The 19,734-nt window shown below is 61.1% G+C and carries 19 protein-coding genes; 10 read left to right on the top strand and 9 right to left on the bottom strand.

The window, feature by feature from the left end:
* Window positions 1–49 precede the first annotated feature (49 nt).
* Window positions 50–784, bottom strand: coding sequence for a UMP kinase (gene pyrH, locus ABWV42_RS14185; RefSeq protein WP_255106357.1), 735 nt, complete (start codon window positions 782–784; stop codon window positions 50–52).
* A gap of 118 nt (window positions 785–902) precedes the next feature.
* Between pyrH and miaA the strand changes: the two genes are divergently transcribed.
* The 7 genes from miaA to ABWV42_RS14150 all read left to right on the top strand — a co-directional run bounded on the left by miaA (window position 903) and on the right by ABWV42_RS14150 (window position 9,358).
* Window positions 903–1,787 (top strand): tRNA (adenosine(37)-N6)-dimethylallyltransferase MiaA, encoded by an 885-nt coding sequence (gene miaA / locus ABWV42_RS14180; RefSeq protein WP_353340736.1) that lies wholly within the window; start codon window positions 903–905, stop codon window positions 1,785–1,787.
* An 84-nt stretch (window positions 1,788–1,871) separates the two neighbouring features.
* Window positions 1,872–2,759 carry an AraC family transcriptional regulator gene (locus ABWV42_RS14175; RefSeq protein ID WP_353340735.1) on the top strand — a complete coding sequence of 296 codons (888 nt, stop codon included), beginning with the start codon at window positions 1,872–1,874 and terminating at the stop codon, window positions 2,757–2,759.
* Window positions 2,760–3,212: 453 nt separating this feature from the next.
* Window positions 3,213–4,298 carry an ABC transporter permease gene (locus ABWV42_RS14170; protein WP_255106354.1) on the top strand — a complete coding sequence of 362 codons (1,086 nt, stop codon included), beginning with the start codon at window positions 3,213–3,215 and terminating at the stop codon, window positions 4,296–4,298.
* 12 nt (window positions 4,299–4,310) lie between these two features.
* Window positions 4,311–5,771, top strand: a complete 1,461-nt coding sequence (locus ABWV42_RS14165; RefSeq protein WP_255106353.1) for an ABC transporter permease — start codon at window positions 4,311–4,313, stop codon at window positions 5,769–5,771.
* Window positions 5,772–5,864: 93 nt separating this feature from the next.
* Complete coding sequence (locus ABWV42_RS14160; RefSeq protein ID WP_255106352.1) at window positions 5,865–7,952, top strand: dipeptide ABC transporter ATP-binding protein; 2,088 nt, start codon at window positions 5,865–5,867, stop codon at window positions 7,950–7,952.
* Window positions 7,953–8,056: 104 nt separating this feature from the next.
* Window positions 8,057–8,965 carry a hypothetical protein gene (locus tag ABWV42_RS14155; protein ID WP_353340733.1) on the top strand — a complete coding sequence of 303 codons (909 nt, stop codon included), beginning with the start codon at window positions 8,057–8,059 and terminating at the stop codon, window positions 8,963–8,965.
* Between the two features lie 57 nt (window positions 8,966–9,022).
* On the top strand, window positions 9,023–9,358 hold the full coding sequence (locus ABWV42_RS14150) for an antibiotic biosynthesis monooxygenase family protein (RefSeq protein ID WP_353340731.1): 336 nt from the start codon (window positions 9,023–9,025) through the stop codon (window positions 9,356–9,358).
* 42 nt (window positions 9,359–9,400) lie between these two features.
* Here ABWV42_RS14150 and ABWV42_RS14145 read toward each other — a convergent pair whose 3' ends face one another.
* From ABWV42_RS14145 to ABWV42_RS14130, 4 genes are all read right to left on the bottom strand, one after another.
* Window positions 9,401–9,748 (bottom strand): hypothetical protein, encoded by a 348-nt coding sequence (locus ABWV42_RS14145; protein ID WP_353340730.1) that lies wholly within the window; start codon window positions 9,746–9,748, stop codon window positions 9,401–9,403.
* A gap of 119 nt (window positions 9,749–9,867) precedes the next feature.
* The gene (locus ABWV42_RS14140; protein WP_353340729.1) at window positions 9,868–10,485 is read right to left on the bottom strand and encodes a hypothetical protein; all 618 of its coding nucleotides are present in this window, start codon (window positions 10,483–10,485) and stop codon (window positions 9,868–9,870) included.
* 164 nt (window positions 10,486–10,649) lie between these two features.
* On the bottom strand, window positions 10,650–11,792 hold the full coding sequence (locus ABWV42_RS14135) for a cytochrome-c peroxidase (protein WP_353340727.1): 1,143 nt from the start codon (window positions 11,790–11,792) through the stop codon (window positions 10,650–10,652).
* 119 nt (window positions 11,793–11,911) lie between these two features.
* Window positions 11,912–12,499: a lytic transglycosylase domain-containing protein gene (locus ABWV42_RS14130; protein WP_255106347.1), complete on the bottom strand. Its 588-nt coding sequence runs from the start codon at window positions 12,497–12,499 to the stop codon at window positions 11,912–11,914.
* A 218-nt stretch (window positions 12,500–12,717) separates the two neighbouring features.
* Between ABWV42_RS14130 and ssb the strand changes: the two genes are divergently transcribed.
* The 3 genes from ssb (at window position 12,718) to ABWV42_RS14115 (ending at window position 15,804) form a co-directional block, all read left to right on the top strand.
* A complete protein-coding gene (gene ssb / locus ABWV42_RS14125; RefSeq protein ID WP_255106346.1) occupies window positions 12,718–13,251 on the top strand; it encodes a single-stranded DNA-binding protein in 534 nt (177 codons plus the stop codon).
* A gap of 146 nt (window positions 13,252–13,397) precedes the next feature.
* On the top strand, window positions 13,398–14,642 hold the full coding sequence (pepT, locus tag ABWV42_RS14120) for a peptidase T (protein ID WP_353340726.1): 1,245 nt from the start codon (window positions 13,398–13,400) through the stop codon (window positions 14,640–14,642).
* Window positions 14,643–14,727: 85 nt separating this feature from the next.
* A complete protein-coding gene (locus tag ABWV42_RS14115) occupies window positions 14,728–15,804 on the top strand; it encodes a site-2 protease family protein (protein ID WP_353340724.1) in 1,077 nt (358 codons plus the stop codon).
* A 176-nt stretch (window positions 15,805–15,980) separates the two neighbouring features.
* Here the strand turns inward: ABWV42_RS14115 and trpB are convergent, their stop codons facing one another.
* The 4 genes from trpB to ABWV42_RS14095 all read right to left on the bottom strand — a co-directional run bounded on the left by trpB (window position 15,981) and on the right by ABWV42_RS14095 (window position 19,702).
* Window positions 15,981–17,186, bottom strand: coding sequence for a tryptophan synthase subunit beta (gene trpB, locus ABWV42_RS14110; RefSeq protein WP_255106342.1), 1,206 nt, complete (start codon window positions 17,184–17,186; stop codon window positions 15,981–15,983).
* Window positions 17,187–17,296: 110 nt separating this feature from the next.
* Window positions 17,297–18,040, bottom strand: a complete 744-nt coding sequence (locus tag ABWV42_RS14105) for a maleate cis-trans isomerase family protein (protein ID WP_353340723.1) — start codon at window positions 18,038–18,040, stop codon at window positions 17,297–17,299.
* 4 nt (window positions 18,041–18,044) lie between these two features.
* Window positions 18,045–19,157: a 3-dehydroquinate synthase gene (aroB, locus tag ABWV42_RS14100; protein ID WP_255106338.1), complete on the bottom strand. Its 1,113-nt coding sequence runs from the start codon at window positions 19,155–19,157 to the stop codon at window positions 18,045–18,047.
* Entirely contained in the window at window positions 19,154–19,702 is a 549-nt protein-coding gene (locus ABWV42_RS14095; protein ID WP_353340722.1) for a shikimate kinase, read from the bottom strand. Before ABWV42_RS14095 ends, aroB begins: the two co-directional genes overlap by 4 nt.
* Window positions 19,703–19,734 lie beyond the last annotated feature (32 nt).

Raw genomic sequence — 19,734 nt, 5'->3', positions numbered from 1 at the left:
TTGTCGTTGTGCGGCGCAAAGGCCGGTTTCATCACGTAGTCTAACGGCTTCAGCCGACCTTTGTATAGGTGCCCTTGCCCGCCAGAATTCCCCGGAAACCACCCGGCTCATCCAGCGAGAACACGATCAGAGGCAGATTGTTGTCACGCGCCAGCGCAATGGCGCTCGCATCCATGACCTTCAGGCGCTTGGCCAGTACGTCATCATAGCTCACGCTGTCATAACGCACTGCGTCGGCATGTTCCTTGGGGTCTTTGTCGTAAACGCCGTCCACGCCGTTCTTGCCCATGAAGATCGCCTCGCAGGCCATCTCGTTGGCGCGCAGGGTCGCGGCGGTGTCGGTGGTGAAATAGGGGTTCCCGGTGCCAGCGGCAAAGATACAGACACGCTTTTTCTCAAGGTGGCGCACGGCGCGGCGGCGGATGTAGGGTTCACAGACCTCATCCATGCGAATGGCCGAGATCACGCGGGTAAAGACGCCAACGCCCTCCAGCGCCGACTGCATCGCCAGCGCGTTCATCACCGTTGCCAGCATTCCCATATAGTCTGCCGTGGTGCGCTCCATGCCCTGAGCCGAGCCGCTGAGACCGCGGAAGATGTTGCCGCCGCCGATCACCATGCAGATTTCCACGCCAAGTTCGTGAACGCGTTTGACCTCTTCGGCGATCCGCTGGACCGTCGGCGGATGCAGGCCAAAGCCTTGGTCCCCCATCAACGCCTCCCCCGAAATCTTAAGCATCACACGATTGAACTTGGTTTCGGATTCGGGCGCCGCGTCGGTCATATTGCACTCCATCTGCGCAAAGATTTAGGATTGCGCGCAAAATGTCGGAAAACACCGTCGGGTTCAATGCGCGATATGCACTCGCGCGGGCTCTGGCACAGAAAATCTTGAGGCGTCGATGCGCAACCTGCCCCACATCTCCCCGGACCAGCCGGTGCTGATCGCCGGTCCAACTGCAAGCGGCAAAAGCGCGCTGGCGCTGGAAATCGCGGAAACGCAGGGCGGTGTCATCGTCAATGCCGATGCCATTCAGGTCTATGAAAACTGGCGCATCCTGACCGCGCGGCCCTCGGAAGAAGACGAATCGCGCGCGCCTCACGCGCTTTATGGACACATCGCACATGATGCCGAGTATTCCGTGGGCCACTGGCTGCGCGAAGTCGCCCCGCTTCTCACTGGCGACCAGCGTCCGATCATCACCGGCGGCACCGGCCTTTATTTCACGGCCCTTACACAGGGTCTGGCCGACATCCCGGCAACCCCGCCCGAAATCCGCGCCGAGGCCGACGCGCGCGTCGCCGAGGACGGTTTCGAATCCCTGCTCGCCGAACTCGATTCCGAAACGGCCGCGCGAATCGACCAATTGAACCCGATGCGTGTTCAACGTGCCTGGGAGGTGCTGCACACCACCGGACAACCGCTTGCCGCATGGCAAGACAACACCCCTGCCCCTCTGCTGCCCGAGGCCGCCTGTGTGCCCATCCTGTTTGACGTCGACAAAGACTGGCTGAACGACCGCATCGCCCGGCGGTTTGATCTCATGATCGAATTGGGTGCCCTTGAAGAAGCCCGCGCGAATTTCCCTATCTGGAACCCCAAACACCTGTCTGCCAAGGCTATTGGCGCCCCCGAGCTGATGGCCCACCTCAACGGTGAACTGGATTTGGACACAGCCTGCGAAGGCGCCACCATTGCCACCCGACAGTTCGCCAAGAGACAACGCACGTGGTTCCGCTCAAAAATGAAGACTTGGGCAAGATATCGCCCGGATCAGGCCACGTGACGTGAATTAACGCTTGCCGGAATCGAACCTGCCTGTCATTCCTTGCCTTCGATGACGGACAGAAGTTTACATATTCCATCATTCATGACACGCACGGCACATGGGGATAGGCCGCGCGCTGTTATCCGGGAAACCCTTGATGTTGCGGCCAATTCGCAACCCGCTCCGGTGCAGCCGCACGCCACATCCGGCATCCAGGTCATGACCCTCGCACAGCTCACGCTGGGCGGCCCCTGGCAGCTGGAACAGCTGCATGTCCGCGATCATCACCTGTTTCTCTGGATCACTCGTGGACAGGGCAGAATCCTGCTGCATGGCCTGCGCCGCGGCTATGGTGCGCATAACGCGATCTTCGTGCCTGCGGGCAAGCTTTTGTCGATGGAAGCCGGTCGCCATGTTCAGGGTCAGGCACTGGTCATTCCTGCCGACGGGCGCGTCAACCTGCCCGACCGCACCCACCAGCTGCGCATTCAGGACGGCCTCGCACAGGCCGAACTAACCGGTCTGTTCGACGACCTGCGCCGCGAAATCCACGAAAACCGCCCCCTGCTGACCGAGGCCCTGACCGCGGTGGCCTCGCTCGTGTCGATCTGGCTGCGCCGTCAGATGCAGATTGCAGGGCCAGCAGGGCGCGCCACGGCCGCCGAACGCATCGTGCGCCGGTTTTCCGATCTCCTGTCCGAGGATTTCCGCTCGGGCCGCCCGATGGCCGCCTATGCCGAAGACCTCGACATCACCCCGACTCACCTGACGCGGGTCTGCCGCCAATGCGCCGGTCTGACCGCTGCCGACATGCTCAACCAGATGATCCAGCACGAGGCCCGCACCCTCCTGACCCGCTCGGACCTGCCTATGAACGAAATCGCAGACCGTCTCGGCTTTGGCAGCGCCGCCTATTTTTCGCGTTTCAGCCAACAGCACTTCGGCGCAGCCCCAAGCCAGATTCGAAAGACCGCCCAGCACGGCAGCTGATCACTGGTTTGTGAGTGTGGCAGTCAGTTTTCGACACCGCATATGTCGTTTTTTGTCACGTTTATGCCGATAGAGAACATTGACGGCGCGTCCATTCTGGTGCCGAATGGGAGTCCGAAGATCCGATCTGGCCTTATCGGCCCGATGCTAAACAACAATAAACGTTCATTTTCGGATCGGTGAACGCATCCAACGGGGGATACATGACGCCAGCTCTCGCAAGCGCACTTCTTGTCCTGACCTTTTTTGCCGCCGCTGCCGCCTTACCGCGCCGCGAGCTTCAGAGAGTAGCCGTTTCCCAAAAACACTAATGGAACTATGCAACGGGCCAGCATCTCCTCGCAGGGCCGTCGATTTCGCTTCGGACCCCTTCGCTCATCAGGGCGCAAGACCAACGACAAGGCATAACGGGTCCGGCCCAACCACAACTAGAACAGACCGACAGGGGATCAAATGGGACTGTTTATTCTAAGGCGGGTTGGCATGATGATTGTCACGGCACTATGCCTGACGTTCATCGTGTTCTTCATGACCAACCTCTATCCCAACCTCGAGAAACTCGCGAAAACGCAGGGCAACTTCCGTATGTCCGACGAAGCGGTTGCGAGCTACCTCGAAGACCGTGGCTATCTTCAGGCCACACCCATCAAATACGCGCAGTGGCTTGGCCTCATGCCCGGCCACCGTACCGTCAAGGAAGACGGTTCGCTTGTCGGCAAGTGTGTCCGCCCCGGCGTCGCGCCGGAAGACACGCCGCGCTACTGCGGTATCCTTCAGGGCGACTGGGGCTTTTCGACGGTGTCCAAGGCACCGGTGTCCGACGTTCTCGGTTCGCGTCTTGCCAGTACCGGCAAGCTGATGTTCTGGGTCATGGTCGTCATGGTGCCCTCCGCCCTCATCATCGGTGTTCTCGCCGGTATGCGTGAAGGCAGCGGCACCGACCGGACCCTCTCGACCTTCTCGATCCTGTCGACCGCGACGCCGGAATACGTCTCCGGTGTTATTTTCATCGCGCTTCTGGCCTCGACCCGCTTCGGTCTCGGCCCGATCCTGCATGAATGGGGTCTGATCGAGGGCAAGGCCCTGTTCAAAGGCACGGCGAAATCCGCGATGGACAACGCCACGCTTCAGAACTTCACCCTGCCCGTTATCACGATTGCGCTCTACGGCATGGGCTACATCGCCCGCATGACCCGTGCCTCGATGGCCGAGGTCATGACCGCACAGTACATCCGGACGGCACGCCTCAAAGGCGTCAGCTTCCGCAACATCGTGATGAAACACGCCCTGCGCAACGCGCTGATCGCACCCTTCACAGTCATCATGCTTCAGTTCCCCTGGCTGCTGAACGGCGTTGTGATCGTGGAAACGCTGTTCTCCTACCCCGGCTTCGGCTTCCAGCTGGTGACCGCGGCAGGCAACAACGACATCGAAATGCTCCTTGCGGTTTCGGTGGTGTCGGTGGCCGTGGTTCTGTTCACACAGCTGATCTCGGATATCGGCTATGTTTACCTCAACCCGCGTATCCGCATTTCCTAAGGAGGCCTGATCATGGAAAAACTGACTTGGACTGGCTCCGTAGGAACCGTACTCGACCCGATCTTCAGCATCATCGCGGTGATCTTCATCGTCGCGGTCGCGCTTCAGATCGTGTCTTCCTTCATCTTCAAACCAGCAGCCGTCATCACCAATGCTGACGGCACCCTGAGCGCCGGGAGCGGCCCGATCGAACTGATCACCAGGGTCTCGAAATACAGCCTCCTTGGCCTGATCGCGCTGGCAGTGCTCTACATCATCGCCGGTATGGTCATGCCTTTCGGCAAGGCCGGCATCATCGGCGCGATGGCAGCCCGGTTCTCGCCGGTCTGGCTGGCCCTCTTCGTGACCTTCATCCTGTCGATCGTCTACAAGCGCAAACTGGGCCTCTACGGCAAGCTGTTTGACTCGACCATCGGCATGATCGGCTTTGGCCTGGTGATGTTCTGGGTCTACACCGCGATCTTCTCGGGCGTCTTCGACATGATTGCGACCCACGACCCGCTGACCCAGGTCTCGGGCATGAAGAACAAGGTCCCCGGCACCCCGATGCGCGGCGCAGACGCGGCTGAATGCGGCACCGCCTGCTGGTATATCCTCGGCGGCGACAACCTCGCCCGCGACGTCTTCTCCCGCATGGTGGAAGGCTCGTGGATCGTGATCCGCATCGCGCCTCTGGCGACGCTCTTTGCCTTCATGGTCGGCATCACGCTGGGCCTTCCGGCAGGCTACTTCGGTGGTCGTCTGGACACCGGCCTGTCGTTCCTCGCAAACCTGATCCTCGCCTTCCCGGTGATCCTGCTGTTCTACCTGCTGGTGACCCCCGAGATCGTTGCAACCGGCATCCCGTCCTTCATGGCGATGGTGCTGTTCGTCTTCCCGATCATCTTCGTCGGCGTCCTGATCAACTCGCGCTACTACACACGTCCGCGTGTCAGAACACCGCTTCTTGCGGGGATCATGGTCGTGATGGTCTGGATCTACCTTTCGCTGATCTCGGCTCCGGGCACGGTCATCAACATCCTGCCGTCCTCGATGGACCTGTTCGATATCCCCGGTGGTATCCTCGTGGTCTTCGTCTCGGTGGTTTTCGTCAACTCGCCCACCGTGTTCCGCATCGTGCGTGGCCTCGCGCTGGACATCCAGACGCGTGACTACGTGGCAGCGGCGCAAACCCGTGGCGAGGGTCCGTGGTACATCATGCTCTGGGAGATCCTGCCCAACGCACGTGGCCCGCTGATCGTCGATTTCTGCCTGCGTATCGGCTACACCACGATCCTTCTGGGGACCTTGGGCTTCTTCGGCCTGGGCCTGCCGCCGGAAAGCCCGGACTGGGGGACCACGATCAATGACGGCCGTAAACTGCTGTCGATCTATCCGCACCCCGCGCTAGTTCCGGCCTTCTCGCTGCTGAGCCTGGTGCTGGGTCTGAACCTCCTGGCCGACGGTCTGCGCGAAGAGTCCCTGCGCGACTGATGAACCCCGTGAGGGACCGGCCCCGCGCCGGTCCCCGGACAACGAACAATCATCGGGGTCAACACCCCACCGCTCCAACAGGGAGACTGGAACATGAGTAAAATGGCAGATTACGACGGCCCGATCCTCGAGATCGATCGCCTGTCTATCTCCTTCTTCACACGCCTGCGTGAAATCCCGGCCGTGATGGACTTCTCGGTCCGCGTGATGCCCGGCGAAGCCGTTGGCCTCGTTGGTGAATCCGGCTGCGGCAAATCCACCGTGGCCCTTGGCGTCATGCAGGACCTTGGCAAGAACGGCCGCATCGTCGGCGGCAACATCAAGTTCAAGGGCCGCGACCTCGCCGACTTCACCCCAGAGGAACTGCGCGATGTGCGCGGCAACGAGATCGCGATGATCTATCAGGAACCGATGGCCTCGCTGAACCCGGCGATGAAAATCGGCAAACAGCTGATGGAAGTGCCGATGATCCACGAAGGCGTCAGCGCCGAAGAGGCCTATGCCCGCGCGCTGGAAGTGGTGACAGACGTGCGCCTGCCCGACCCGGAACGCATGCTGAACTCCTTCCCGCACCAGCTTTCTGGTGGCCAGCAGCAGCGTATCGTCATCGCCATGGCGTTGATGTCGAAACCCTCGCTGCTGATCCTCGACGAACCGACCACCGCGCTCGACGTGACGGTCGAGGCCGCCGTGGTCGAACTGGTCAAGGATCTCGGCAAGAAATACGGCACCTCGATGCTCTTCATCTCGCACAACCTCGGCCTGGTTCTGGAAACCTGCGACCGTCTCTGCGTGATGTATTCGGGCGAAGCCGTGGAACGCGGCTCGATCGAAGATGTCTTCGACAACATGCAGCACCCCTATACGCAGGCGCTGTTCCGCTCGATCCCGCTGCCGGGTGCCGACAAGAACGCCCGCCCGCTGGTGGCGATCCGCGGCAACTTCCCCCTGCCCCACGAGCGGCCACCGGGCTGTAACTTCGGCCCGCGCTGCGACTATTTCGAAGAGGGTCGCTGCGACGCTCAAGACATTCCGATGGAGGCGGTGGAAGGGTTCGAACGCCACACCACGCGCTGTCTGAAGTACAAGGAAATCGACTGGAACGCACCGATCCAGGTGGGCGAACAGAAGGAAAAGGCCGAGGTCGGCAAGGTCGTCCTCAAGATGGACAACCTCAAAAAGTACTACGAGGTGGCGGCCAACGCGATCTTCGGCGGCGGCGCCAAGAAAGTGGTCAAGGCCAACGAGACCCTCTCGTTCGAGGCCCGCGAATCCGAAACCCTTGCCATCGTGGGGGAATCCGGTTGCGGCAAGTCGACCTTCGCCAAGGTGCTCATGGGTCTTGAAACCGCGACCGACGGTCAGATCCTGCTAGACAACAACAACATCGAACAGACACCGATCGAAGCCCGCGACACCAAGACCGTCGCCGATGTCCAGATGGTCTTCCAGAACCCGTTTGACACGCTGAACCCCTCGATGACGGTGGGTCGCCAGATCATGCGCGCGCTGGAAATCTTCGGCATCGGCAACAGCGAAGCCGAACGCCGCGCCCGTATGCTGGAACTGCTCGACCTCGTGAAACTGCCGCGCGCCTTTGCCGACCGCATGCCGCGCCAGCTTTCGGGGGGTCAGAAACAGCGTGTCGGCATCGCCCGCGCCTTTGCCGGCGGCGCCCGCATCGTTGTGGCCGATGAACCGGTCTCGGCGCTCGACGTGTCGGTTCAGGCCGCTGTCACCGACCTCCTGATGGAGATCCAGCGCGAAGAGAAGACAACCCTTCTCTTCATCAGCCACGACCTTTCAATCGTGCGCTACCTCTCGGATCGCGTCATGGTGATGTACCTTGGCCACGTGGTGGAACTCGGCACGACCGATCAGGTCTTCGCGCCGCCCTACCACCCCTATACCGAGGCGCTCCTGTCGGCGGTGCCCATCGCGGACACCTCGATCGAGAAACAGCACATCGTTCTCGAAGGCGACATCCCCTCGGCCATGTCACCGCCCCCGGGCTGCCCCTTCCAGACGCGCTGCCGCTGGAAAAGCGAAGTCCCCGGCGGCCTCTGCGAGAAAGAAGTGCCCCCGGTTCAGACCCTGGCCGACGGCCACCAGGTCAAGTGCCACCTCGCCGAAGACGTGCTCGAACGCATGGAACCGGTCATCAAGATCGCGGCTGAATAAATCACCGAAAAAACACGAAGGGCCGGGAAACCGGCCCTTTCGCTTTCCGCATCGCATTGGCATAGTTTCGCAAAATCAAAGCGATACGTCGGAGCGCGAAAGCCATGCCCCTCTCCCGAGCAGAAGCAATTGTCCACGTCGGCCTTCCCAAGACAGGCTCGACCACGATCCAATCGTTTCTGGCTCTGAATGCCGAAGCCCTGTCACGGCAGGGCGTCCATTGGGTCCCGCCACACATTGCGAAGTCCAGCCAGTTGGAGTACGCGCTCGCCGCCTGTAGCCAGGCAGGCCAACTGGTGGACGACGCGATGTTTTTAAACAACTTCGCACTGCGAACCCTGGAAGATCAAAACCGCTTGATCCAAGATTTTCTGGAGGGTCTGGATCAGCAAATCGCATCCTTAGAGGGCAAATTCATCATTTCCAGCGAACACATCGGCGTCTGGATGCACGCGCCCCACCTCAGAGCAACGCTCGACAACTTTCTCACGCAACGCTTTGCCTCTGTGCGCTACATAATGTTTGTGCGTCCCCAAACCGATTTCATCCTGTCGAGCTACTCTGAATCGGTAAAACGCGGGTCCGCCCGGACGCTGGAAGCCTTCGTGCGGGACTATGATGAAATCAACATCCATGACGCGATGACCCGGTGGCAGGCCGAACTGGGCAACCGGGTTCGCTTCGCAATGCTGAACCGCGGCAACGCCGGATCAGACGACCTGATATCGGTCTTCTGCAAGGCGGCCGAATTTTCCGAACAAGGGCTCACGCGCCCCGCCCCGAGCAATGAATCCCTGCCGGCCACGGCCTTGGAAATCCTGCGACGCGCGAACGCCGTCATTGGCAAGGATATCGAACGCAACATCCTACAGCGTCTGATCTTCTCTGTCGTGCGGCGCCTGGTGACACACACCTTCACCCGCGGCGCTCGCCTTGCCTTGTCGCCCGAGCAAGCTGCCGACATCAATCGTCGCTACCCACACCCCGTCGAAGCTCTGGTCAACTCTTTCTGACCAACTACGGCATAACCTCACTATTGCGTTCAGACCCTTTCGGATTACTCTCTCCCCATGTCACGCTTTGCCCCCCTGCCCGATCCACCCTATTACGCCGTCATCTTCACCGCCCAACGCACCGAGGGCGATCTCGGCTACGGCGCGATGGCGGATGAAATGGTGAAACTGGCCAAGGCACAACCCGGCTACATCGGCGTGGAAACCACCCGCGACGAAACCGGTCTCGGCATCACCGTGAGCTACTGGCAGGACGAAGCCAGCCTCTTGGGCTGGAAAGACGTCGCCCAGCACCTCCTGGCCCAGAAGCTCGGCAAGACCCGCTGGTACGATCACTACACCCTGCGCGTCGCCAAGGTCGAACGCGCCTATGACGGGCCAGAAGGGCGTTAAATCTTACGGACGAAACCGGGGGCGCCGCACGCCCCCGTTGCCTTACGAACACCCGATGCGAAGCAGGTCGGCATCCACGGTCACGGACTCGAACTTGTCTGTCGGATCACATTTCCCCCGCACATAGGGTACGGTCCCGCGCGCCAGCCCAAAGACATCGCCTGTCCGCTCCGCGGCCTTCGTATACTCAAGGAAATTCTTGGGAATGCAGGAGGGCTGCCCACCGCGCTTGCCGGTCGCGCGGTTCCGGGTCTTCGAGGAATAGGTAAAGCACACTTGACTTTCGGTGAACTTCACCTCGGCCCGCAAGCTGATGGCGTTTCCGGGATACCAAAGCCAGCTCGTGTGCTGATCCTGAAAATACGTAATCTGGTAGCCATGGACCGGCATAAACGTCAGATGTGTCTGCCCTATGAACTCCGGCGCTGGGTTTGGCGCGGCCGCGGGAAATTGCCTGTCGGGTTCGACAGCCAGACAACCGCACAAAGCCAGAACTAGACCTAGAAGACCTACACGCATTTAAGACGTACGAAAACTTTAGGAACACTAAGCGAGTATCTGAAGTCGACGACGGGAACACGTATTTTCTTGAGCTTCAGGCCTTTTGTGTTCGCACCAAGAACCTGGCCGTTATTTGCAGCAATAATCTTCTGTATGCTCTCCGGGTCGGAAACACGCATTTCGCCTCGATCTGAAGACACTGCGCGTTTACCGAAGCAAATTGTTTGCTCCGCCAGCTGTTTTGCGAATTTCAGGTAGAAACTTCTGTAAGCTTCATTTGTCTTTTGCGAGGCGGCAGTAGCTTTCGTTTCATGAGAGAAGCGAGCCATGATCTCTTCGGGGATTTCTTCCTCGCGGTCTATTCTGAATGAATACCCCCGAACGGAAAACTCAACATCGGCATAGAGTGAGTCTAGTGACGTGTAATTCCTTTTGACAAGGATGTGCAGATGCGTGTTTCCGCTGATGTGTGTAATCGATTGTTTGTAATAGCCGTTCAATTCTTCCTTCGTCGGCGCGCGATCGAACAGGGCAAGCTGTTGTTCTTTCGATATGTCATCCGACGAACAGGCCGACAAACTGGCAATTGCCGCGAACACCGCAGCAGTTCTGACAAGGAATTTCATCTTCAACCTCAAATTGTTTTCGGCAAATTGCATCGCCGCGGGCGAAGTGTCCATAGCCAGCGCCCATCGATACCCCCGATACCGTCCAATTTTCCGATTTTCGCTAGGTCACTTCCAAGACATTGATCTGAAATATTTTTAAGCACCGGCACTGTCGCCGCCCGTCACTCCTCCAGCAGATGTTCGTATCGCGCGTCGGTCAGGGTTCTCATGAAGGCCACCAGCGCATCAATGCGTCTGTCATCCAGCGCCGGCCCCTCGGTCAGCTCCGCCGTCGACAGCGTATAGGCCACCTCTGGCCAGCGGAACGGCTTGCCGGTTTCGGGGTTGATCTGCCGTTGCGGATCCTTGCTGTTGTATTTGTTGTAGAACAGAACCACCGTGCGCAGGTCCTCGAACACGCCGTTGTGCATGTAAGGCCCGGTCACGGCCACGTTGCGCAGGGTCGGAACCTTGAACTTGCCCACCATGATCGACTCGTCCACCGCCGGATTGGCCAGCAACCCCTTGTCGAGCGCCTTCTCCGGCGAGCCATTCACCGCCCGCACCCGTTCGTTCACCGGCACGCCGATATTGTGGTACTCGTAGTTTGAAAAGGTCTCGCGCGGGTCCACCGCACTGCGGCGCAGTTGGTGGCACAAATTGCAGTTCGTGAATTGCGGCGAGAAGAACAGCACGCGGCCCATGTGCTCCTCGCGTGTCAGGTCCACCTCCCCGCGCAGGAACCGGTCATACTTGGAATCGAAGGGCGCAAAGATATCGGTCCGCTCAAACGCTGCAATCGCGCGGGTCATCCCGTCATAGGCCGCCTCCACGTCGCCCAGCACCCCCTCACCGAACAGCGCGTTGAAGCTCACGACATAGTCGCCGTTCTCCATCAGCCGCGCAACAACCGAGGCCTTGTCGGGCATCCCCATCTCGATCGGGTTCAGCGGCGGCCCGCCAGCCTGCCCCTCAAGCCCGGGCTCGCGCCCGTCCCAGAACATGCCGCCGACATACTGGCCATCCTTGTTGATGTGGAACTCCGGCGTGAAGGCCGCATAGGCCGCGGTCGGCGCCGTGCGATCCCCAAGAGATACCCCGTCATCGCCAAGGCTCACCGCCCTGCCAGCCTCGGTCTCGCGCGGATCGACAAATCCGTAATCGGGGTCATGACAGGTGGCACAGGCCTGCGTGCGGTTCTTCGACAGGTTCTCGTCAAAGAACAGCGCCTCACCCAGCGTCTCCAGACTGTCATAGACCGGCTCTGCCATCCCGGCCCCGGCGCTCAGCGCCCCGATCATCAGACCTTTGAATACACGTGACATGGCTTCGCTCCATTCATCCAACTGCCAGATGTCTTTGCACGAGTTCGACGGGACCACAATTGATCCAGAACAAATTTCCGATATTTTTTGTCGGAAATAACTGCCAGCAGCCGAAACCGTCAGCTGCCAAAGATGATCCGCACATAGTTGCGGGTCTCTTCATAGGGCGGCACCCCCCCATGTTTGCGCACCGCCTGCGGGCCAGCGTTATAGGCCGCCAGCGCCAGCCGCCACGAACCAAACGCCTTGTATTGCTTGGCCAGATAGCGCGCCCCGCCATCAAGGTTCTGGTAGGGGTCCAGCGGGTCCACGTTCAGAGACCGCGCCGTCTCAGGCATCAGCTGCGCAAGCCCAAGTGCACCCTTGTGCGATTTCGCATTGGCGTTCCAGCCCGACTCCTGCTGCACCAGCTTGAGGAACAGATCGACAGGAATACCGTGCCGCAGCGCCGCTTCCCGTGCCATGCCAAGATAAGGGCCATTGTACTTGCCCTTGAAACTGCCATCGCCCCATTTGCTGGGCGTATAGATCGGCTTGGGCTGAAGCCGCACCGAGTTGCGGTACTGCTGCTTGGCGCGGTTATCCAGAACCTTGGTCTGAGAGCGGAACAGGTTCTTCTTGCTCTTTGTCGACAGAATATCCGCCGAGGCCGGCACACCCGCGCCGAGCCCGACAATCAAAGCACTCAAAAGAATGACGCGTTTCATGCCTGCGCACTGCCCCGTTCCATTTCTCGTGCGCCTATATACGTGATTTTAAGAAATTTTCCAGCATTCCTGAAAAGGCCGCAGCGTCCTTGGCGGTTTCGTGCTGAAAACCTATCGGCGCAGGCGGTGAAAAAAATGGAAATTGGCCTTCCAATGCAGGGCGTGGAATGGTCTATGCTGGCGCAAACCAAAACAAGAGATTCTGAGGGGAACAACACATGGCCGGATCCGTCAACAAAGTCATTATCGTGGGCAATCTGGGCCGCGACCCCGAAGTGCGCCAGTTCCAGAACGGCGGCAAGGTCTGCAACCTGCGCATCGCCACCTCCGAGACCTGGAAAGACCGCAACACCGGCGAGCGCCGCGAACGCACCGAATGGCACTCGGTTGCCGTGTTCTCCGAAGGGCTGGTGCGGGTCTGCGAACAATACCTGCGCAAGGGCTCCAAGGTTTACATCGAAGGCAAACTGCAAACCCGCAAATGGCAGGACCAGTCCGGCCAGGACCGCTACTCGACCGAGGTTGTGCTTCAGGGCTTTGACGCCACCCTCGTGATGCTTGACGGCCGCAGCGGTGGCGGCGGCGACTATGGCGGCGGCCAGGGTGGCGGCGGCAACTACGGTGGCGGCTACGGCGGTGGCGATCAGGGCGGCTACGGCGGCGGTTACGGCAACGATCAGGGCGGCAGCTTTGGCGGCGGTCAGGGCGGCGGCGCCCCCTCGCGGGACCTCGACGACGAAATCCCGTTCTAAGCGGCTGGCGGCACAGCCCCGCTTCACGAAAACACCCAAAGGGTCGGCACCGCGCCGGCCCTTTTTCTTTGCCCCTTTCTTTGCCCTTGAACTCCGCCCCGCTTCGCGCTCATTCTGCCGCCAACCCCAAGGATTGGACACCCGACATGAGCAGCTACCCCGCCTTCGACCGCGCCCTGGAATCTCGCCTCGTGGCCTATTGCGCCATCGACAGCCAGAGCGATGAAACCTCTCCCAGCCAGCCCAGCACCGAGATCCAGCTCGACATGCAGCGCCATCTGGTTGCCGAACTCGAACGCATCGGCGCGGCAGAGATCGAACTCACACCCTATGGCGCGGTTCTGGCCACGGTCCCCGCCACCGATGCCGCCGCCCCGTCCATCGGCTTCTGCGCCCACGTCGACACCGCCCCGCAGTTCAACGCCACAGGCGTCAAACCGCGTGTCCACACCGCATGGGACGGCACCCCGATCACTTATCCCGACAATCCCGACCTCCTGCTTGATCCGGCCAAGCTGCCCTATCTCGCCGCCAAGACGGGTGATGACATCATCACCGCCTCTGGCCTCACCCTGCTGGGGGCCGACGACAAATCCGGCGTCGCCATCATCATGACGATGGCCGAACACCTGCTCACCACCCCCGGCCTGAAACATGGCCGCGTGCGTCTTGCCTTTACCCCCGACGAAGAAATCGGCCGTGGGGTCGACGACCGCCTGCCCGCCGATTTCAACGTGGATTTTGCCTTCACCCTCGACGGCAGCCGCGCCGGCAGCATCGAATTCGAAAGTTTCTCGGCAGATGGTGCCGTGGTCGACGTCAAAGGCATCTCCGCACACCCCGGCTGGGCCAAGAACACGCTGGTCAACGCGCTGCATGTCGCCGCGAGCATTGTCACCGATCTCGACGTTGAGGGCGAAACACCGGAAACCACAGAGGGCCGCGAGGGGTTCATCCACTGCTACGGCATGGAAGGCGGCTCGTCCGATGCCACGCTCAAGTTCATCCTGCGCGATTTCGAACTGGACGGGCTTGAGGCCCGCCGCACCCGCCTGCAAGAGGCCTGCGCCAAGGCCGAGGCCGATTTTCCGGGGGCCAGTGTCACCTGCACCATCACCAAGCAATACCGCAACATGCGCTACTGGCTAGAAAAGGACATGACCCCGGTTGACCTCGCCCGCGATGCCTATCGCGACGAAGGCTTCGAACCTCTCTCGATCCCGATCCGTGGCGGCACCGACGGCTCGCGCCTTACCGAACTTGGCGTCCCCTGCCCCAACCTCTTTACCGGGATGCAACAAATCCACGGCCCGCTCGAGTGGATCAGCGTACAGGACATGGCCGCCGCCACCCGCATCTGTCTCAACCTCGTGCAACGCGCCGCAGGCTGACGACGCGGCCCTCGACGCCGCTGGGGCCATCTGATGTAATGAAGGGGACGGTCAGCCGTCCCCTTTTCACTTGGCAGGAGATGTCATGAGCTGGTCCATTTCCCTCGGTCGCCTTCTTGGCAGCGAAGTCCGCATCCACCTGACGTTCTTCCTGCTGCTGGCCTGGATCGGCTGGGCTGCCTACGTCCAGTCCGGCCCCGAGGCCGCCCTGCGCAATGTCTCACTGGTGATCGCCCTCTTTGCCTGCGTCCTCGCCCACGAATACGGCCATGCCCTCGTGGCGCGCCGCTTTGGCATCCGCACCCCCGACATCACCCTCCTGCCCATCGGCGGCATGGCACGCCTTGAAAAGATGCCCGAAAAACCGCGCGAGGAAATCCTGATGGCCATCGCCGGCCCCGCCGTGAACGTGGTGATCTGGTTCGTACTTGCCGTGCTCTTCGGGGCGCGGCCCGATTTCTCGACCATGCCCAATCTCGAAGACCCCGAGATCGGCTTTTTCGCCCAACTGGCCATGATCAACCTGTTTCTTGCCGTCTTCAACATGATCCCGGCCTTCCCAATGGATGGCGGACGCGTCTTCCGCGCCGCCCTCAGCCTCTACATGTCCCGCGTTCAGGCCACCCGCATCGCTGCCGCCGCCGGGCAACTTGTGGCGCTTCTGCTGGCCTTTCTCGGCCTCAACACCGGCAACCCGATCCTGATCCTCGTGGCCTTCTTCGTCTTCATCGCCGCCAATGCCGAGAACCAGGACGTCGCCATCCGCGCCGTCACCCGCCGCCTGACCGCCCGCGACGCGATGATCACCACCTACGAAACCCTTTCCCCCACCGATACCGCCAGCGCCGCAGCCGCCGCCCTGATCCGCACCACGCAGCACGAATTCCCGGTGGAAGACACCAGCGGTGCCCTGCTTGGTTTTGTCACCCGCAACGCCATCTTCCACGCCATGATGGGGGATGACCACAAGATGCAGCCGGTTGCCGAGATCATGACCACCGACATCCCGCGCCTGCCCCTGACTGCCGGCCTCGAAGCGGTTCTGGACGCCCTGCACAAAGGCGCCCCCGCTGTCGCCCTGATCTCTGCCAGCAGCGGCCAGATGGTCGGCTATGTCACCAAGGACAACGTCGGCGAACTGATGGTGCTGAAAGGGCGGTAGGCGGCCAAGCAGGTCTCGGAATACGACAGCGTCGGGCGATCTTGCGGTACGCGCAATGACGGACGAAACCACCCTCTGGTTCCAGCCGGCAACGGCGAACTCTCCCTGATCTGATCCCGAAAACAAAAACGCCCCCGACCATTGCGGGGGCGTTTTCAATTGGATGTCACACCGTCTTATTCGACGCCAAACCCATAGGTCTCGGTGACATAATCGATGTCCTTGTCGCCCCGTCCCGACAGGTTGATTAGGATCGACTTGCCTGGGTTGTTCGCTGCCTCGCGCATGGCAAAGGCCACTGCATGGGCGCTTTCAAGCGCGGGGATGATGCCTTCGTGCTTGGAGAGCTTATAGAAGGCATCCAGCGCCTCCTTGTCGTTCGCGGCCGTATAGTTGGCGCGGCCCGAACGATAAAGATAGGCGTGCTCTGGGCCGACACCCGGATAATCCAGACCCGAAGCCACGGTATGCACCGGTGCAGGCTCGCCGTTTTCATCCTTCAGAACCATGGTGCGGAAGCCGTGAATGTCGCCATCCTCGCCATAGGTGATGGTCGCCGCGTGATCGCCAAGCTTGGACGAGGTGCCCATCGGCTCGACCCCGTACAGCGCCACGTCCGCGTCGTCGATGAAGCCTGCAAACAGGCCCATCGCGTTCGAACCACCGCCTACGCAGGCCGCAACCATATCGGGCAGCTGGCCGGTCATTTCCATGAACTGCTCGCGCGCCTCGATGCCCACCACGTGCTGGAAGTCGCGCACCATCATCGGGAACGGGTGCGGCCCCACAACCGAACCAATCGCAAACAGCGCGGTATCGGCCTGCGGCACATAGGATTGGAACGCCGAATCCACCGCCTCTTTCAGCGACCGCCCGCCAAAGCCCACGGGCACAACCTCGGCCCCCAAAAGCTTCATGCGCGTGACGTTCGGCGCTTCCTTGGCGATGTCGATCTCGCCCATGTGGATTTCGCACTCCATGCCGAAATAAGCCGCCGCCGTGGCCAGCGCCACACCATGCTGGCCCGCGCCAGTTTCCGCCATCAGTTTGGTCTTGCCCATGTGCTTGGCCAAAAGCGCCTCGGCCATACAGTGGTTCAGCTTGTGCGCACCGGTATGGTTCAGGTCTTCGCGCTTGGCATAGATTTGCGCCCCGCCGCACATGTCGCTCAGGTTCTTCAGGTGCGAGACCGGCGTCGGACGCCCCTGGAAATGCTTGCGCACATAGCGCAGGTCACGAATGAACTCGGCCGACTTGGAAATCTTGTCATAGGCCTCCCCGATCGCCTTGAAATGCGGCTCCAGAACCGGCGGCAACTCGGCCCCGCCATACTCACCAAAGAAACCATCACGGGTCGGGTGCGACTTGAGATAGGACGACATGGGTTCACTTCCTTCAAAACAGTATTGAAGGCGACACTTGCCTAAATGTTACGCGGATTTGATAGGGCGTTTTGACGCGGTAACGCCAGTGGACAATAAAGCGAGTTGCGCTAAGCGCGGTGCAACCGCCCCACCGGCACCGGCATGGCCGTGATCCCCGCCCTCTGCGCCATATCCCAGGCCAGCACCTGGTTCGACGACAGCACCGGTTTTCCGATAAACGCCTCGATCTCTTCGATCACAGAAAGCGATGGCAGGTTGGTGCAGGACATGAACACCGCCTCAACCTCTCTCTGCCCCAGATCGACAGCCGCCTCGATGATCGAAGCCGGGGAAATCCGCGCGACCGCCTCTTCGCGGCCCTCGTTGAACGATCCGAACACCGGTGTCTCAAGCCCCCGCGCCGCCATGGCCTGCCGAAGCCGGTCCGAAACCTCTTCGACATAGGGCGACAACAGCGCCAGCCGCGAAACGCCAAGCGCGGCACAGGCCCGCTGCAACGCATCCAGGGGCGAGGTCACCTGCGCCACCCTGGCACCCGCACGCACCAGTTCCGCCACGCGGTCAGACCCGATCACCGCCGTTCCCGAGGTACAGCCATAGCCGATCACGTCAAACGTCGCCGAAGGCGGCAAGGCCCGCGCCGCAGGCGTCAGCGTCTCTGCCATCGCCGCCAGCGTATCGCCGGTGATTTCGTCCGAATTCTCGACACGCGATGTGTGCATCACCACCGCCGAGGCAGGCAACAACACCCGCATGTCCTGTTCCAGAACCTCATCCGAAGACAAGACCAGCAGCCCCATCACAGGGCGCCCTCCGGCCATATCGTCTACAAACTCAGCCCTGTAGGCCATGCGCTCACCGCCGTTTCAATTCGTCCTCAAGCAGACCCTTCACCACATCACGCGGCACGTCCGATGTCACGAAAGCCTTGCCGATCCCCTTGGCGAGGATAAATCGCAACTGCCCGTCCACAACCTTCTTGTCCTGCCCCATCAGGTCCAGCAGGCCATCGGCATCCGGCAGATCACCGTCAATGTCCCTAAGGTCCACCTTCATGCCCATCTCGGCAAGGTGGGCGCGCACGCGGCTCGGCTCTTCCTGCGAACACAGGCCAAGACGGTGGCTCAGTTCAAAGGCCAGCGCACAGCCAATCGCCACCCCCTCGCCGTGCAACAGGCGATCCCCGTAACCGGTGGCCGCTTCCAGCGCGTGACAGAAGGTATGGCCAAGGTTCAGAAGCGCGCGGTCCCCCTGCTCGGTCTCGTCTCGGGCCACGATCTCGGCCTTCATCTCGCAGGAGCGTTTCACCGCCGCGATCCGTGCCGTCATATCGCCCGAGGCAAGCGCAGGCCCCTGCGCCTCAAGCCACTCGAAAAACGCCGCATCACCCAACAGGCCGTATTTCACCACCTCGCCATACCCGGCAAGGAAATCCCGCGCCGTCAGCGTGCCCAGAACCTCGGTATCCGCCAGAACAAGCGAAGGCTGATGGAACGCCCCGATCAGGTTCTTGCCCTGCGCCGAGTTGATGCCCGTCTTGCCGCCCACCGAACTGTCGACCTGCGCCAGAAGCGAGGTCGGGATTTGCACGAACCCAACACCCCGACGCAGCACCGCCGCGGCAAAGCCCGTCAGGTCGCCGATCACGCCACCGCCAAAGGCCACGACAAGATCACGCCGCTCGACCTTCTCTTCCAGAAGCCATTCCACCGTGCGTTCGAAATGCGGCCAGCTCTTGGTGCTTTCCCCCGCGGGCAGCACCAGCGCCTCCATCTCGATCCCCGCCGCGGCCAGTCCGGCACGCAGGCCATCAAGGTGAATCGCGGCCACGTTCTCGTCAGTCACGACCCGCACCTGCGGGCGTTTCAGCATCGGCTTGATCAGCTCTCCCGCACGGGCCAGAAGGCCGGGGCCGATATGAATGTCATAGGCGCGATCGCCCAGCCCCACGTGAACGGTTTCCATCATGCCAGTGTCTCCAGTACGTCGGGCCGCGTCAGCAGCGCATCCACCACCCGCTCGGCCATCTCTTCAATCGAATAGGACGGGTCCGCCTTCACCGACAGTTCCGCCAGCGAATAAACAGGCACTCGTGCCTCGAAAATCTCGGTCAGCGTCGCCTTGGGATCGGCGGTGCGCAGCAGGGGCCGCGTGTCCTTGTGCTTGACCCGGTTCCACAGCAGCTCAAGATCCGCGTCCAGCCAGACCGCAACGCCCTTTTCACCAATCACCGTGCGGTTGCCATCGGCAAGATAGGCCCCGCCCCCCGTCGACAGGATGCCGCGCTCTTCGTCCAGCAGGCGTTCGATCACCTGCGCTTCCTTGCGGCGGAAGAACGGCTCGCCGTCGCGGGCAAAAATCTCGGCGATGCTCATGTTGGCCGCCTTTTCGATTTCCGCATCCGAATCCAGGAAAGGCACTTCGAGACGCGCCGCTAAAGCCCGTCCCACAGCCGTTTTCCCGGCCCCCATCATGCCCACGAGAACCACTGTCTTTTTAAGCTTCAAACGCATCAGTCACGCCCCAGATAGGCCAAGCTTCGCCC

Origin of the sequence: Pelagimonas sp. KU-00592-HH, assembly GCF_040369695.1 — a bacterium.
GTDB lineage: Bacteria > Pseudomonadota > Alphaproteobacteria > Rhodobacterales > Rhodobacteraceae > Shimia.
The sequence above is the reverse complement of the archived record's forward strand: the minus strand, read 5'-3'. Positions and strand labels throughout refer to the sequence as shown.

What these genes read in the sequence shown, in the direction of transcription:
- pyrH (WP_255106357.1), bottom strand. Translation starts at nt 784, where the DNA reads ATGACCGACGCGGCGCCCGAATCCGAAACCAAGTTCAATCGTGTGATG.
- miaA (WP_353340736.1), top strand. Translation starts at nt 903, where the DNA reads ATGCGCAACCTGCCCCACATCTCCCCGGACCAGCCGGTGCTGATCGCC.
- ABWV42_RS14175 (WP_353340735.1), top strand. Translation starts at nt 1,872, where the DNA reads ATGACACGCACGGCACATGGGGATAGGCCGCGCGCTGTTATCCGGGAA.
- ABWV42_RS14170 (WP_255106354.1), top strand. Translation starts at nt 3,213, where the DNA reads ATGGGACTGTTTATTCTAAGGCGGGTTGGCATGATGATTGTCACGGCA.
- ABWV42_RS14165 (WP_255106353.1), top strand. Translation starts at nt 4,311, where the DNA reads ATGGAAAAACTGACTTGGACTGGCTCCGTAGGAACCGTACTCGACCCG.
- ABWV42_RS14160 (WP_255106352.1), top strand. Translation starts at nt 5,865, where the DNA reads ATGAGTAAAATGGCAGATTACGACGGCCCGATCCTCGAGATCGATCGC.
- ABWV42_RS14155 (WP_353340733.1), top strand. Translation starts at nt 8,057, where the DNA reads ATGCCCCTCTCCCGAGCAGAAGCAATTGTCCACGTCGGCCTTCCCAAG.
- ABWV42_RS14150 (WP_353340731.1), top strand. Translation starts at nt 9,023, where the DNA reads ATGTCACGCTTTGCCCCCCTGCCCGATCCACCCTATTACGCCGTCATC.
- ABWV42_RS14145 (WP_353340730.1), bottom strand. Translation starts at nt 9,748, where the DNA reads ATGCCGGTCCATGGCTACCAGATTACGTATTTTCAGGATCAGCACACG.
- ABWV42_RS14140 (WP_353340729.1), bottom strand. Translation starts at nt 10,485, where the DNA reads ATGAAATTCCTTGTCAGAACTGCTGCGGTGTTCGCGGCAATTGCCAGT.
- ABWV42_RS14135 (WP_353340727.1), bottom strand. Translation starts at nt 11,792, where the DNA reads ATGTCACGTGTATTCAAAGGTCTGATGATCGGGGCGCTGAGCGCCGGG.
- ABWV42_RS14130 (WP_255106347.1), bottom strand. Translation starts at nt 12,499, where the DNA reads ATGAAACGCGTCATTCTTTTGAGTGCTTTGATTGTCGGGCTCGGCGCG.
- ssb (WP_255106346.1), top strand. Translation starts at nt 12,718, where the DNA reads ATGGCCGGATCCGTCAACAAAGTCATTATCGTGGGCAATCTGGGCCGC.
- pepT (WP_353340726.1), top strand. Translation starts at nt 13,398, where the DNA reads ATGAGCAGCTACCCCGCCTTCGACCGCGCCCTGGAATCTCGCCTCGTG.
- ABWV42_RS14115 (WP_353340724.1), top strand. Translation starts at nt 14,728, where the DNA reads ATGAGCTGGTCCATTTCCCTCGGTCGCCTTCTTGGCAGCGAAGTCCGC.
- trpB (WP_255106342.1), bottom strand. Translation starts at nt 17,186, where the DNA reads ATGTCGTCCTATCTCAAGTCGCACCCGACCCGTGATGGTTTCTTTGGT.
- ABWV42_RS14105 (WP_353340723.1), bottom strand. Translation starts at nt 18,040, where the DNA reads ATGGCCTACAGGGCTGAGTTTGTAGACGATATGGCCGGAGGGCGCCCT.
- aroB (WP_255106338.1), bottom strand. Translation starts at nt 19,157, where the DNA reads ATGATGGAAACCGTTCACGTGGGGCTGGGCGATCGCGCCTATGACATT.
- ABWV42_RS14095 (WP_353340722.1), bottom strand. Translation starts at nt 19,702, where the DNA reads ATGCGTTTGAAGCTTAAAAAGACAGTGGTTCTCGTGGGCATGATGGGG.